The following is a 14,888-nucleotide window of genomic DNA, read 5'->3' as shown; positions in this document are numbered from 1 at the left end:
TGCCCTGATTGTTAGGGGCTCTTCAGTGTGAAAAAAAAGCCGTGAAAAGCCAACGACCTGTAAACCTAGACCTAAGGACCATCAAACTCCCCATCACCGGCGTTACGTCGTTTCTTCACCGTGTTTCCGGCATCATCCTCTTCCTGGGCCTTGGCTTCATGCTTTATGCATTGGGCAAATCCCTGGGTTCCGAGGAAGGTTTTGCCGAGGTGAAGGCATGCTTGACCAGCCCGCTGGCCAAGTTCGTAGCATGGGGCCTCCTGTCCGCTCTTCTGTATCACCTGGTAGCCGGTGTGCGCCACTTGATCATGGATATGGGCATCGGTGAGACGCTGGAAGGCGGCCGCCTGGGCTCGAAAATTATCATCGCCGTTTCCGTGGTGTTGATCGTTCTGGCAGGAGTTTGGATATGGTAACCAGCGTTACGAACCTTTCGCGTTCCGGTCTTTATGACTGGATGGCGCAACGTGTGTCTGCGGTCGTTCTCGCGGCTTATTTCATCTTCCTGATCGGATACCTCGCGGCGAACCCGGGCATTGGCTACGACCAATGGCACGGCCTGTTCGCCCACAACGGGATGCGTATCTTCAGTCTGCTGGCCCTCGTTGCCCTGGGCGCTCACGCCTGGGTCGGCATGTGGACCATCGCGACCGACTACCTGACGCCAATGGCGCTGGGCAAGTCCGCGACTGCAGTACGTTTCCTTTTCCAGGCGGTATGCGGCGTTGCGATGTTCGCTTACTTCGTCTGGGGTGTGCAGATTCTCTGGGGTATCTGATTCATGGCTAACATTCCAACGATTTCTTTCGACGCCATCATTATTGGTGGTGGCGGTGCCGGCATGCGCGCAGCGCTGCAACTGGCGCAAGGTGGTCACAAGACTGCCGTGATCACCAAAGTGTTCCCGACCCGTTCGCACACTGTATCCGCCCAGGGCGGCATCACCTGCGCGATCGCGTCTGCGGATCCGAACGATGACTGGCGCTGGCACATGTACGATACCGTCAAGGGTTCCGACTACATCGGTGACCAGGACGCTATCGAATACATGTGTCAGGAAGGCCCGGCTGCCGTTTACGAGCTGGACCACATGGGCATGCCGTTCTCGCGTACCGAGCAAGGTCGTATCTACCAGCGTCCATTCGGCGGCCAGTCGAAGGATTACGGTAAAGGCGGGCAGGCTGCCCGTACTTGCGCTGCGTCCGACCGTACCGGTCACGCGCTGCTGCACACCCTTTATCAGGGTAACCTGAAAGCCGGTACCGTGTTCCTGAACGAGTACTACGCTGTCGACCTGGTGAAGAACGGCGAAGGCGAGTTCGTCGGCGTGATCGCCATCTGCATCGAAACCGGTGAAACCACCTACATCCGCGCCAAAGCCACCGTGCTGGCGACCGGCGGTGCAGGCCGTATCTACGCCTCGACCACCAATGCCCTGATCAACACCGGTGACGGCGTTGGCATGGCGCTGCGTGCCGGCGTACCGGTACAAGACATTGAAATGTGGCAGTTCCACCCGACCGGCATCGCCGGCGCCGGTGTACTGGTTACAGAAGGCTGCCGTGGTGAAGGTGGATACCTGATCAACAAGCACGGCGAGCGTTTCATGGAGCGTTATGCTCCGAACGCCAAGGACCTTGCCGGTCGTGACGTTGTTGCCCGTTCGATGGTTAAAGAGATCATCGCCGGCAACGGTTGCGGTCCGAATGGCGACCACGTGATGCTCAAGCTCGACCACCTGGGCGAGGAAGTGCTGCACAGCCGTCTGCCAGGCATTTGCGAACTGTCGAAGACTTTCGCACACGTTGACCCGGTGGTTGCTCCGGTTCCGGTTGTTCCGACCTGCCACTACATGATGGGCGGCGTTGCCACCAACATTCATGGTCAGGCGATCACCCAGAACGCCGAAGGCGAGGATCAGATCATTCCGGGTCTGTTCGCTGTGGGTGAAGTGGCTTGCGTATCGGTTCACGGTGCCAACCGTCTGGGCGGCAACTCGCTGCTCGACCTGGTGGTATTCGGCCGCGCTGCCGGCCTGCACCTGGAAAAGGCGCTGACCGACGGTATCGAATACGACGACGCCACCGACGCTGACATCAATGCCGCCCTGGCCCGTCTGTCCGCCCTGAACGAGCGTACCGAAGGCGAAGACGTGGCTACCCTGCGTCGCGAGCTGCAAAGCTGCATGCAGAACTACTTCGGTGTATTCCGTACCGGCGAATACATGCAGAAGGGTATTGCCCAGCTGGCTGACCTGCGCAAGCGCATTGCCAACGTCAAGATCAACGATAAGTCGCAGGCGTTCAACACTGCCCGTATCGAAGCGCTGGAACTGCAAAACCTGCTGGAAGTGGCCGAAGCTACCGCCATCGCTGCCGAAGTACGTAAAGAGTCCCGCGGCGCTCACGCCCGTGAAGACTTCGAAGACCGTGACGACGAAAACTGGCTGTGCCACACCCTGTACTTCCCGGGTGACAAGCGCGTCACCAAGCGTGCCGTGAACTTCTCGCCGAAGACTGTTCCGACTTTCGAACCTAAAGTCCGGACTTATTAAGGGTGACCGCCATGTTGCAAGTCAGTGTTTATCGTTACAACCCTGATCAGGACGCTGCGCCGTTCATGCAGGAATTCCAGGTCGATACCGGTGGTAAAGACCTGATGGTGCTGGACGTGCTGGCCCTGATCAAAGAGCAGGACGAAGGTTTCTCCTATCGTCGCTCTTGCCGTGAAGGTGTTTGCGGTTCCGACGGCATGAACATCAACGGCAAAAACGGCCTGGCGTGCATCACGCCGCTGTCTGCTGTCGTAAAAGGTAACAAGTTGATCGTTCGTCCTCTGCCAGGTTTGCCGGTTATCCGTGACCTGGTCGTCGATATGAGCATCTTCTACAAGCAATACGAGAAGGTTAAGCCATACCTGCAGAACGACACGCCGGCTCCGGCCATCGAGCGTCTGCAGTCCCCTGAAGAACGTGAAAAGCTGGACGGTCTGTACGAGTGCATCCTGTGCGCTTGCTGCTCGACTTCCTGCCCGTCCTTCTGGTGGAACCCGGACAAGTTCCTGGGCCCGGCTGCCCTGCTGCAAGCGTACCGCTTCCTGGCAGACAGCCGTGACACCAAGACGTCCGAGCGTCTGGCTTCGCTGGATGACCCGTTCAGCGTATTCCGCTGCCGCGGGATCATGAACTGCGTCAACGTATGTCCGAAAGGCCTGAACCCGACTAAGGCCATCGGTCACATCCGTAACATGTTGCTCTCGAGCGGCGTGTGATTCAGCTGCTGTACCCGCTGTACCCGTAGATGCTACGGCGCAGGCTTCAACCGGCGCCGTAGTTTTAACCTGAGCAGCAGCTTAAAAGGCTGCGGCTCTTATTTTGAAGAAATGAGACAAGCAGGGGCATCCGGGCTGGTACCCGGACTATCAGTGTGATCCTAGTGGCTTGTTTTGGTCGCTGCATTCGGACTTCTGCAAGTTTGCTCGGTGTCGACACCGGTGGTGTTCCCCTAACCGAGGGTGACCAAGCATGCAAGAAAGCGTGATGCAGCGCATGTGGAACAGTGCCTACCTATCCGGTAGTAACGCTGCCTATGTGGAAGAGCTTTATGAGCTCTACCTGCACGACCCTAACGCTGTGCCAGAAGAGTGGCGCACCTACTTCCAGAAGTTGCCTGCTGACGGCAACTCTGCCACCGATGTTTCGCACTCCACAATTCGCGATCATTTCGTCTTGCTGGCAAAGAACCAGCGCCGCGCCCAACCGGTTTCCGCCGGCAGCGTGAGCAGTGAGCACGAGAAGAAGCAAGTTGAAGTGCTGCGATTGATCCAGGCCTACCGTATGCGTGGCCACCAGGCAGCCCAGCTTGACCCGCTGGGACTGTGGCAGCGTCCTGCACCTGCAGACCTGTCGATCAATCATTACGGCTTGACCAATGCCGATCTTGATACGACCTTCCGTGCCGGCGACCTGTTCATCGGCAAAGAGGAAGCGAGCCTACGCGAAATTCACGAAGCGTTGCAGCAGACATATTGCCGCACCATCGGCGCTGAATTCACGCATATCACCGATTCCGAGCAGCGCCAGTGGTTCCAGCAGCGTCTGGAAAGCGTGCGCGGCCGTCCGACGTACTCCGCCGACATCAAGAGCCACCTGCTCGAGCGCGTGACCGCCGGTGAAGGCCTGGAAAAATACCTGGGCACCAAATACCCAGGTACCAAGCGTTTCGGTCTGGAAGGCGGCGAAAGCCTGATTCCGATGCTCGACGAGCTGATCCAGCGTTCCGGTTCCTACGGCACCAAGGAAATCGTCATCGGCATGGCCCACCGTGGCCGTCTGAACGTGCTGGTCAATACCTTCGGCAAGAACCCGCGCGAGCTGTTCGACGAGTTCGAAGGCAAGAAGAAGGTCGAGCTCGGTTCCGGTGACGTGAAATACCACCAGGGCTTCTCGTCCAACGTGATGACCACCGGCGGTGAAGTTCACCTGGCGATGGCGTTCAACCCGTCCCACCTGGAAATCGTTTCCCCGGTGGTCGAAGGTTCGGTTCGCGCCCGTCAGGATCGTCGCAACGACCCGACCGGCGAGAAGGTTCTGCCGATCTCCATCCACGGTGACGCTGCTTTCGCAGGTCAGGGCGTGGTCATGGAAACCTTCCAGATGTCGCAGACCCGCGGTTTCAAGACCGGCGGTACCGTGCACATCGTGATCAACAACCAGGTCGGTTTCACCATCAGCAATCCGCTGGACTCGCGTTCCACCGAGTACGCGACCGACGTTGCGAAAATGATCCAGGCGCCGATCCTCCATGTGAATGGTGATGATCCGGAAGCCGTATTGTTCGTGACCCAGCTGGCCATCGACTACCGCATGCAGTTCAAGCGTGACGTGGTGATCGACCTGGTCTGCTACCGTCGTCGCGGCCACAACGAGGCCGACGAGCCAAGCGGCACCCAGCCTCTGATGTATCAGCAGATCACCAAGCAGCGCACCACCCGTGAGCTGTATGCCGATCGCCTGACTCAGGCCGGTGTGCTGGATGCAGAGCGTGTTCAGGCGAAAGTCGACGAATACCGCAACGCGCTGGACAACGGTCTGCACGTTGTGAAGAGCCTGGTCAAAGAGCCGAACAAGGAACTGTTCGTGGACTGGCGTCCGTACCTGGGTCACACCTGGACCGCGCGTCACGACACTCGCTTCGATCTGAAGACCTTGCAGGAACTGTCCGCCAAGCTGCTGGAAATCCCGGAAGGCTTCGTGGTTCAGCGCCAGGTTGCCAAGATCTACGAAGACCGCCAGAAGATGCAAGCCGGTGGCCTGCCGATCAACTGGGGCTACGCCGAAACCATGGCGTACGCGACCCTGGCGTTCGAAGGTCACCCGATTCGCATGACTGGCCAGGACATCGGCCGCGGTACGTTCTCGCACCGTCACGCTGTCCTGCACAACCAGAAAGACGCGGGCACCTACATCCCGCTGCAGAACTTGTACGACGGTCAGCCGCGTTTTGACCTGTACGACTCGTTCCTGTCCGAAGAAGCGGTATTGGCGTTCGAGTACGGTTACTCGACCACCACGCCGAATGCCCTGGTTATCTGGGAAGCCCAGTTCGGCGACTTCGCCAACGGCGCCCAGGTTGTAATCGACCAGTTCATCACCAGTGGCGAGCACAAGTGGGGCCGTCTGTGCGGTCTGACCATGCTGCTGCCGCACGGTTATGAAGGTCAGGGTCCGGAGCACTCCTCGGCTCGTCTGGAGCGTTACCTGCAGCTGTGCGCCGAGCACAACATTCAGGTGTGCATGCCGACGACGCCGGCTCAGATCTACCACTTGCTGCGCCGTCAGGTGATTCGCCCGCTGCGCAAGCCACTGGTAGTCCTGACTCCGAAGTCGCTGCTGCGCCACAAGCTGGCCATCTCGACGCTGGAAGATCTGGCCGAAGGTTCGTTCCAGACCGTCATCCCGGAAATCGATGCCCAAGACCCGAAAAAGGTCGAGCGCGTTGTTCTGTGTAGCGGCAAGGTCTACTACGACCTGCTGGAAAAACGCCGTGCCGAAGGTCGTGACGACATCGCCATCGTGCGTATCGAGCAGCTGTACCCATTCCCTGAGGACGACTTGAAAGAAGTCCTGGCTCCTTATACCAACGTCAAACATGCCGTCTGGTGTCAGGAAGAGCCGATGAACCAGGGTGCGTGGTACTGCAGCCAACACCACATGCGTCGCAGCATCAGCAACCTCAACAAGTCTCTCGTACTCGAGTACGCGGGCCGTGAGGCTTCTGCTGCACCGGCATGCGGTTACGCATCGATGCACGCCGAACAGCAGGAAAAACTGCTGCAAGACGCCTTTACTGTTTAACGCCTTCGCGCACCTGAAACCGAATTTAAGGAACCACAGACAATGGCTATCGAGATCAAAGCCCCCACTTTCCCGGAATCGGTTGCCGATGGCACCGTTGCCACCTGGCACAAACAACCGGGCGATGCGGTCAAGCGCGACGAACTGATCGTCGACATCGAAACCGACAAAGTCGTGCTGGAAGTGTTGGCTACCGCTGACGGCGTGCTGGGCGCTATCGTCAAGAACGAAGGCGACACCGTTCTGTCCGACGAAGTCCTGGGCTCCATCGTTGAAGGCGGCGCTGCCGCTGCCGCTCCGGCTGCCGCTGCTGCTGCTGCTGCTGCTCCGGCCGCTGCTGCCGCAGCTCCGGCTGCCGGCGCTGACGAAGACGCTATCGCCGCTCCAGCTGCTCGCAAGCTGGCCGAAGAAAACGGCATCAACCTGGCTTCCGTCAAAGGCACCGGCAAAGATGGCCGTGTAACCAAGGAAGACGTGGTTGCCGCTGTCGAAGCCAAGAAAGCGGCTCCTGCTGCCGCACCTGCCAAGGCTGCTGCTCCGGCTGCCGCTGCTCCTGTGTTCGCTGCTGGCGACCGCATCGAGAAGCGCGTACCGATGACCCGTGTTCGTGCCACCGTGGCCAAGCGTCTGGTTGAAGCCCAGTCGAACATGGCGATGCTGACCACGTTCAACGAAGTCGACATGACCGAAGTCATGGCACTGCGTTCGAAGTACAAGGATCTCTTCGAGAAGTCCCACAACGGCGTGCGCCTGGGCTTCATGTCCTTCTTCGTGAAAGCGGCTACCGAAGCACTGAAGCGCTTCCCGGCTGTCAACGCCTCGATCGACGGCGGCGACATCGTTTACCACGGTTATGCTGACGTCGGCGTTGCAGTTTCCAGCGATCGCGGCCTGGTTGTACCGGTTCTGCGTAACGCCGAACTGATGAGCCTGGCAGAAATCGAAGGCGGCATCGCCACCTTCGGCAAGAAAGCCCGCGACGGCAAACTGTCGATGGACGAAATGACCGGTGGTACGTTCACCATCACCAACGGCGGTACTTTCGGTTCGATGATGTCGACCCCGATCGTCAACCCGCCACAAGCCGCCATCCTGGGCATGCACAACATCATCCAGCGTCCTATGGCCATCAACGGTCAGGTCGTTATTCGTCCGATGATGTACCTGGCACTGTCCTACGATCACCGCCTGATCGATGGCAAAGAAGCTGTGACCTTCCTGGTGACCATCAAGAACCTGCTGGAAGATCCGGCTCGTCTGTTGCTGGATATCTGATAGAAGCAGCCATGAGCTGCAAGCCCGTGCTGTCGGAAAACCCGCAGCCTGGCTTGCCGCTCGCGGCTTGAAGCTTTTCGCTAAAGAGGATTTTTTGAATGTCGCAGAAATTTGACGTAGTAGTGATCGGTGCGGGCCCTGGCGGTTACGTCGCTGCCATCAAGGCCGCGCAGTTGGGTCTCTCCACTGCCTGCATCGAGAAGTACACCGACAAGGAAGGCAAACTGGCTCTGGGCGGTACTTGCCTGAACGTCGGCTGCATTCCATCCAAGGCCCTGCTGGACAGCTCGTGGAAATTCCACGAAGCCCAGGACGGTTTCGCGATCCACGGTATCAATCACGCTGGCGTGACCATGGACGTGCCAGCGATGGTCGGCCGCAAAGCCAACATCGTCAAAGGCCTGACCTCCGGCGTTGCGACCCTGTTCAAAGCCAACGGTGTGACCTCCATCCAGGGTCACGGCAAGCTGCTGGCCGGCAAGAAAGTCGAAGTCACCAAGCCTGATGGCTCGGTAGAAATCATCGAAGCCGAAAACGTCATCCTGGCACCAGGTTCGCGTCCGATCGACATTCCGCCAGCTCCGGTTGACCAGAATGTGATCGTCGATTCGACGGGCGCCCTGGAATTCCAATCCGTTCCAAAACGTCTGGGCGTGATCGGCGCTGGCGTGATCGGTCTGGAACTGGGTTCGGTCTGGTCGCGTCTGGGTGCAGAAGTGACTGTCCTGGAAGCCCTGGACACCTTCCTGATGGCAGCCGACACCGCTGTTTCCAAGGAAGCGCTGAAAACCCTGACCAAGCAAGGTCTGGACATCAAGCTGGGCGCTCGCGTCACCGGTTCCAAAGTGAACGGCGACGAAGTCGTGGTGAACTACACCGATGCCAACGGCGAACAGAACATCACTTTCGACAAGCTGATCGTAGCCGTTGGTCGCCGTCCGGTGACCACTGATCTGTTGGCTGCCGACTGCGGCGTGACCCTGGACGAGCGCGGTTTCGTGCACGTTGACGATCACTGCGCCACCACCGTACCGGGCGTTTACGCCATCGGCGACGTGGTTCGCGGCATGATGCTGGCGCACAAGGCGTCCGAAGAAGGCATCATGGTTGTCGAGCGCATCAAGGGTCACAAGGCCCAGATGAACTATGATTTGATCCCTTCGGTTATTTATACTCACCCGGAAATCGCGTGGGTGGGTAAAACCGAACAGGCCTTGAAAGCCGAAGGCGTTGAAGTTAACGTCGGCACCTTCCCGTTCGCAGCCTCCGGCCGTGCCATGGCTGCCAACGACACCGGTGGTTTCGTCAAGGTCATCGCAGATGCCAAGACAGACCGCGTACTGGGCGTCCACGTGATTGGCCCAAGCGCTGCCGAACTGGTTCAGCAGGGCGCGATCGGTATGGAATTCGGCACCAGCGCTGAAGACCTGGGCATGATGGTTTTCTCCCATCCGACCCTGTCTGAAGCCTTGCACGAAGCTGCTTTGGCAGTGAATGGCGGCGCCATCCACATCGCCAACCGCAAGAAGCGTTAAGACATAATAAGAAACCACGGCGGTTTGGCCCGTCGTGAGCCTTGCACGCAAGACTCACCGCGGAATATCCGCTGGACGCAGTCTTGCATAGCTTAGCTATGCAAGCAGCAGTCACAGGTGGTGCGGCACTTGAACGAGTGCAGCACCGAATGCGCAGTACCTAACGAAGACGGTAATAAGCATGAATCTTCACGAGTATCAGGGTAAGCAGCTGTTCGCTGAGTACGGCCTGCCAGTATCCACCGGTTACGCGGTAGACACCCCGGAAGCAGCAGCAGAAGCTTGCGACAAAATCGGCGGCAGCGAGTGGGTTGTCAAAGCCCAGGTCCACGCCGGTGGTCGCGGTAAAGCGGGCGGCGTCAAGCTGGTTCGCAGCAAAGAAGACGCCAAAGCCTTCGCACAGCAGTGGCTGGGCAAGCGTCTGGTGACTTACCAGACTGACGCCAATGGTCAGCCAGTCACCAAGATCCTGGTTGAATCGTGCACTGATATCGCTAAAGAGCTGTACCTGGGCGCTGTCGTTGACCGTTCGAGCCGTCGCATCGTGTTCATGGCTTCCACCGAAGGTGGCGTGGACATCGAGAAAATCGCTCACGACACTCCAGAAAAAATTCTGAAAGCCACTATCGATCCACTGGTTGGCGCTCAGCCATTCCAAGGTCGCGAGCTGGCATTCCAGCTGGGTCTGGAAGGCAAGCAAGTTGCTCAGTTCGCCAAGATCTTCGTAGGTCTGGCCAAGCTGTTCAAGGATCACGACCTGGCTCTGCTGGAAGTGAACCCGCTGGTGATCAAGGCTGACGGCGATCTGCATTGCCTCGACGCCAAGATCAACATCGACGCCAACGCCATGTACCGTCAGCCTAAGCTGAAGACTTTCCACGATCCGTCGCAAGACGATCCGCGCGAAGCGCACGCTGCCAAGTTCGAACTGAACTACGTAGCGCTGGAAGGCAACATCGGTTGCATGGTCAACGGTGCTGGCCTGGCCATGGGTACCATGGACATCGTCAACCTGCATGGCGGCAAACCAGCCAACTTCCTCGACGTGGGCGGCGGTGCTACCAAAGAACGCGTAACCGAAGCGTTCAAGATCATCCTGTCCGACACTAATGTCGCTGCAGTACTGGTCAACATCTTCGGCGGCATCGTTCGTTGCGACATGATTGCCGAAGGCATCATCGGCGCGGTGAAAGAAGTCGGCGTGAAAATCCCGGTTGTTGTTCGCCTTGAAGGCAACAACGCTGAGCTGGGCGCTAAAGTACTGGCAGAAAGCGGTTTGAACATCATCGCTGCTACCAGCCTGACCGACGCTGCTCAACAAGTCGTTAAAGCTGCGGAGGGCAAATAATGAGCGTCCTGATCAATAAAGACACCAAAGTTATCTGCCAGGGTATTACCGGTTCGCAAGGTAGTTTCCACACCCAGCAAGCCATCGAGTACGGCACCAAGATGGTTGGTGGTGTAACTCCGGGCAAAGGCGGCACCGAGCACCTGGGCCTGCCAGTGTTCAACACCGTGAAAGACGCCGTAGCTGCCACTGGCGCCACCGCCAGCGTGATCTACGTTCCGGCTCCTTTCTGCAAAGACTCGATCCTGGAAGCTGCTTTCGGCGGCATCAAGCTGATCGTCTGCATCACCGAAGGCATTCCTACCCTGGACATGCTGGACGCTAAAGTTAAGTGCGACGAGCTGGGTGTTACCCTGATCGGCCCTAACTGCCCAGGCGTGATCACACCAGGCGAATGCAAGATCGGCATCATGCCAGGTCACATTCACTTGCCAGGCAAGGTCGGTATCGTTTCCCGTTCCGGCACCCTGACCTACGAAGCTGTGAAGCAGACGACTGACGCCGGTTTCGGTCAGTCGACTTGCGTCGGCATCGGTGGTGACCCGATCCCGGGTTCGAACTTCATCGACATCCTGAAGCTGTTCCAGGAAGACCCGAAGACCGAAGCGATCGTGATGATCGGTGAGATCGGCGGTTCGGCTGAAGAAGAAGCGGCTGCCTACATCAAGGCACACGTGACCAAGCCGGTTGTTTCCTACATCGCGGGTGTGACTGCTCCTCCGGGCAAGCGCATGGGCCATGCTGGCGCAATCATCTCTGGCGGCAAAGGCACTGCAGACGAGAAATTCGCTGCTCTGCAAGACGCAGGCGTTAAAACCGTGCGTTCGCTGGCAGACATCGGCAAGGCCCTGGCCGAGCTGACCGGTTGGGCTGTCAAGTAAGCCTCGTGCTTGGCTGACGCTTTACCAAACAAAGGCCACCTTCGGGTGGCCTTTGTCGTTTCCGGCATTTGTGTTGGCTCTGCTGGCCCCTTCGCGGGCAAGCCCGCTCCCACATTTTGTACGCGTTCCAATGTGGGAGCGGGCTTGCCCGCGAAGGCGGACTTACAGGCACCAACCATTTATATGTATAAACGCGACACGGAAATGTCGCGTATCGGATAGTTCGCCCTCTAACAGTGCGTTTCTGGTCCAAATTCGTTAGGCTACGCGCCATTTTTGCGTCTGCGGCCCACAAGGCACCAACGCGCTAAAAGGGTCGGTCTTATACGGACTGACAGCATTTCCCTCACCCATAGGGAAATCCCTCTCTAAATTCCGATTCAGTAGTGTGGTATTTCCTTAATGAAAGTGTTGAAAGGCCAGGACATCCTGGCACTTGGTTTTATGACGTTTGCCCTGTTCGTCGGGGCTGGCAACATCATCTTCCCGCCTATCGTCGGTTTGCAGTCCGGGCCCAATGTCTGGATGGCGGCGCTGGGTTTCCTGGTCACGGCCGTTGGTCTGCCGGTGATCACCGTTGTGGCGCTGGCCAAGGTCGGTGGGGCAATGGATGCCTTGAGCAGCCCGATCGGTAAAGTCGCCGGTGGCCTGTTGGCAGCGGCCTGCTATCTCGCTGTTGGCCCGCTGTTCGCGACGCCACGTACCGCGACGGTATCCTTCGAAGTGGGCCTGGCGCCGCTGACCGGCGAGAGCCCGCTGGCATTGTTCCTGTACAGCTCGGTTTACTTCCTGCTGGTGTTCTTCATCTCGCTGTACCCAGGCCGTCTGCTGGATACCGTGGGGCGCTTCCTCGCTCCGCTGAAGATCATCGCCCTGGCCGTGCTGGGCATTGCAGCATTCGCCCTGCCGGCCGGAGACATTGGCCAGGCCACGCCTGAATACGTGGCGGCGCCGTTTTCCCAAGGTTTCATCAATGGTTACCTGACCATGGATACCCTGGGCGCCCTGGTGTTCGGCATCGTCATCGTCAACGCCATCCGTTCCCGCGGCGTCGAGTCGCCGGCACTGATCACCCGTTATGCGATCATCGCCGGCCTGATCGCCGGCGTCGGCCTGGCACTGGTTTACGTCAGCCTGTTCCGTCTCGGTTCGGGCAGCCATGAAGTGGCCGCTGGCGCTACCAATGGCGCGGCGGTATTGCACGCTTACGTGCAGCACACCTTCGGTTCGCTGGGCAGTGGTTTTCTTGCCGTGCTGATTTCCCTGGCGTGCCTGGTGACCGCGGTCGGCCTGACCTGTGCCTGCGCCGAGTACTTCAGCCGTGTGGTGCCGCTGTCCTACAAGACACTGGTGATCATCCTCGCGGCGTTCTCGCTGCTGGTGTCCAACCTGGGCCTGACCAAGCTGATTGCGTTCTCGATCCCGGTGCTCACCGCAATCTACCCGCCGTGCATCGTTCTGGTGGCGTTGAGCTTCTGCAAGGACTTCTGGCATGAGCAGGGTCGTATCCTCGGCCCGGTGATGCTGGTGTCGTTCATCTTCGGCCTGATCGACGCCCTCAAGGGTGCAGGCCTGGCGGACTGGATGCCGACGCAAATGGCCCACCTGCCGCTGAGCGAGCAGGGCCTGGCCTGGCTGGTGCCTTCGGTGATGACGCTGGTGGTTGCCGTTGTCTGCGACCGCCTGCTGGGCAAGCGCGAAGAAGCGCTGGCTTAAGCTTTACCGGCCCGTCACAAGCGGGCCTGTGAAAAAACAGAAATGCCCCGTATCAATCGATACGGGGCATTTTTTTATGGGGGATGCGGTGTCTTTTCTTCTGCGCTAACGTCGAAAGACTGCGCAATCCACTTGTAGGAGCGAGCTTGCTCGCGAAGAACCTGAGAGCGACGCGTTTATCCAGGTAACACGCGCCATGGTTCGCGACCTTCGCGAGCAAGCTCGCTCCTACAGGGGGACGGTGTTCCGCCACTACATCACAAGGACCTGCATGTCGTTCATCCAAGCCAACCTGATCCACATCCTTGCCGCCATCTGGTTTGTCATCTGCTGGGGCGGGTACACCCGCTATGCCACCTGGAAAGGCCGTGACACCGCGTGCCTGGCCAGTGTGCTGCACCTCTATCGTGAAGACTGGATGCGCCGCATGCTGCTGCGCGACAACCGCATCGCCGATGCCAGCGTGATCGGTAACCTGGAGCGCAACGCTTCGTTCTTCGCCTCCAGTACGTTAATCATCCTGGCCGGTATTCTCACGGTGCTGGGGGCTTCGGAAAGGGCGGTGTCGTTGCTGGCGGATATCCCGATGGTGCAACAGGCGTCCCAGGGCATGTCGGAAATCAAGTTGCTGTGCCTGGCGCTGGTGTTTGTCTATGCGTTCTTCACGTTCAGCTGGTGCATGCGCCAGTACAACTTTGCGGCGGTACTGGTAGGTTCGGCGCCAATGGTCGGCGAGCGTCTTGTGTCGGAACAAGAGCGCAAAGCGTTTGCTTCCCGCGCGGCTCGCGTTATCTCCATGGCCGCCAACCAGTTCAACTTCGGGCTGCGTTCCTACTACTTCGGCATGACCATGCTGGCCTGGTTTGTCAGCCCCTGGTTGTTCATGTTGATGAGTGCCGGCGTGGTATTCGTGTTGTACCGCCGCGAGTTTCACTCTGACGTTCTCGACGTGATGGTCTATACCCCTACAGAGGCGCCATTGCCCGAGGTGATCAAAGAGGCAGCTTGATGAGTATTCCGTTCTGGTGTGTGTTTATCAGTGCCGTGCTGATTTACGTGGCGCGTATGCCCGTGACCAAGGCCATGAAAGAGCAGGGCGGTTACAACAATCACCTGCCGCGCCAGCAGCAGGGCCAACTCACAGGTTTCGGTGCCCGTGCGCTGGCGGCGCATGAGAATAGTTTTGAAGCCTTCATATTGTTTGCGGTGGGTGTGTTGATGGCGCATACAACGCAGACGGCAGGCTGGCTCATCGATTTGCTCGCGATCATCTTTGTGATCACTCGGGTTATTTATCTGGTGTGTTACTGGAAGGACCTGGCCTGGCAACGCAGTCTGGTCTGGCTGGTGGGATTAATCTGTTCGCTGTTGCTGATGATTAGTCCGACTTTTCGAACGATTTTGCTCTAAGCATTTTTTGAAGGCAAAAGAAAACCCGCACTTGGCGGGTTTTCTTTTGTCACGCTAAAAACCGGATTAGTTCTTAGGCGCTTCCGGAGCGGCTGGAGTGGCCGGAGCAGCCTCTTTTGCCGCTTCCGCGTTCGATTCAGCCTGAGCTTTGGCAGCTTCGGCGTTTTCTTTCGCCGCGTCGTTCACTTTATCCTGAGCTTTGCTCATGTCTTGCTGAGCTTGCTCAGCATGTTTGTTAGCTTCTTGAGCTTTGTCCTCGGATTTTTTATCGCAGGCAGCGAGACCGAGGGAAGCGGTCAACATCAAGGCAATAGCTAAAGTCTTACGCATGGGGTGTTTCTCCTGATGAAAAGCATGTACTGGCATTA

General features: G+C 58.4%; 13 protein-coding genes. 12 read left to right on the top strand and 1 reads right to left on the bottom strand.

Annotated elements, in window-relative coordinates; all coding sequences use genetic code 11:
* Nucleotides 1-41: 41 nt before the first annotated feature.
* From sdhC to AB7M25_RS21925, 12 genes are all read left to right on the top strand, one after another.
* Nucleotides 42-416 (top strand): succinate dehydrogenase, cytochrome b556 subunit, encoded by a 375-nt coding sequence (gene sdhC, locus AB7M25_RS21980; RefSeq protein WP_015096190.1) that lies wholly within the window; start codon nt 42-44, stop codon nt 414-416.
* Nucleotides 410-778: a succinate dehydrogenase, hydrophobic membrane anchor protein gene (sdhD, locus tag AB7M25_RS21975; RefSeq protein WP_007977503.1), complete on the top strand. Its 369-nt coding sequence runs from the start codon at nt 410-412 to the stop codon at nt 776-778. Before sdhC ends, sdhD begins: the two co-directional genes overlap by 7 nt.
* A gap of 3 nt (nt 779-781) precedes the next feature.
* Nucleotides 782-2,554, top strand: coding sequence for a succinate dehydrogenase flavoprotein subunit (gene sdhA / locus AB7M25_RS21970; RefSeq protein ID WP_102701986.1), 1,773 nt, complete (start codon nt 782-784; stop codon nt 2,552-2,554).
* 11 nt (nt 2,555-2,565) lie between these two features.
* Complete coding sequence (locus tag AB7M25_RS21965; protein ID WP_003223007.1) at nt 2,566-3,270, top strand: succinate dehydrogenase iron-sulfur subunit; 705 nt, start codon at nt 2,566-2,568, stop codon at nt 3,268-3,270.
* Between the two features lie 253 nt (nt 3,271-3,523).
* Nucleotides 3,524-6,355: a 2-oxoglutarate dehydrogenase E1 component gene (locus AB7M25_RS21960; RefSeq protein WP_007977512.1), complete on the top strand. Its 2,832-nt coding sequence runs from the start codon at nt 3,524-3,526 to the stop codon at nt 6,353-6,355.
* A gap of 42 nt (nt 6,356-6,397) precedes the next feature.
* Nucleotides 6,398-7,630, top strand: a complete 1,233-nt coding sequence (gene odhB, locus AB7M25_RS21955; RefSeq protein WP_454237995.1) for a 2-oxoglutarate dehydrogenase complex dihydrolipoyllysine-residue succinyltransferase — start codon at nt 6,398-6,400, stop codon at nt 7,628-7,630.
* Nucleotides 7,631-7,728: 98 nt separating this feature from the next.
* Complete coding sequence (gene lpdA / locus AB7M25_RS21950) at nt 7,729-9,165, top strand: dihydrolipoyl dehydrogenase (protein WP_007977515.1); 1,437 nt, start codon at nt 7,729-7,731, stop codon at nt 9,163-9,165.
* Between the two features lie 181 nt (nt 9,166-9,346).
* A complete protein-coding gene (gene sucC / locus AB7M25_RS21945; RefSeq protein WP_007919879.1) occupies nt 9,347-10,513 on the top strand; it encodes an ADP-forming succinate--CoA ligase subunit beta in 1,167 nt (388 codons plus the stop codon).
* The gene (gene sucD / locus AB7M25_RS21940) at nt 10,513-11,394 is read left to right on the top strand and encodes a succinate--CoA ligase subunit alpha (protein ID WP_003223019.1); all 882 of its coding nucleotides are present in this window, start codon (nt 10,513-10,515) and stop codon (nt 11,392-11,394) included. Before sucC ends, sucD begins: the two co-directional genes overlap by 1 nt.
* A gap of 402 nt (nt 11,395-11,796) precedes the next feature.
* Entirely contained in the window at nt 11,797-13,110 is a 1,314-nt protein-coding gene (gene brnQ / locus AB7M25_RS21935) for a branched-chain amino acid transport system II carrier protein (RefSeq protein WP_007977517.1), read from the top strand.
* 271 nt (nt 13,111-13,381) lie between these two features.
* On the top strand, nt 13,382-14,119 hold the full coding sequence (locus AB7M25_RS21930) for a DUF599 domain-containing protein (protein WP_007977519.1): 738 nt from the start codon (nt 13,382-13,384) through the stop codon (nt 14,117-14,119).
* Complete coding sequence (locus AB7M25_RS21925; protein ID WP_429385852.1) at nt 14,119-14,520, top strand: MAPEG family protein; 402 nt, start codon at nt 14,119-14,121, stop codon at nt 14,518-14,520. Before AB7M25_RS21930 ends, AB7M25_RS21925 begins: the two co-directional genes overlap by 1 nt.
* A 66-nt stretch (nt 14,521-14,586) precedes the next feature.
* Here the strand turns inward: AB7M25_RS21925 and AB7M25_RS21920 are convergent, their stop codons facing one another.
* Complete coding sequence (locus AB7M25_RS21920) at nt 14,587-14,850, bottom strand: hypothetical protein (protein WP_104449973.1); 264 nt, start codon at nt 14,848-14,850, stop codon at nt 14,587-14,589.
* Nucleotides 14,851-14,888 lie beyond the last annotated feature (38 nt).

The organism is Pseudomonas sp. AP3_22 TE3818 (genome assembly GCF_053628995.1).
This window is presented reverse-complemented; position numbering and strand designations above follow the sequence as displayed.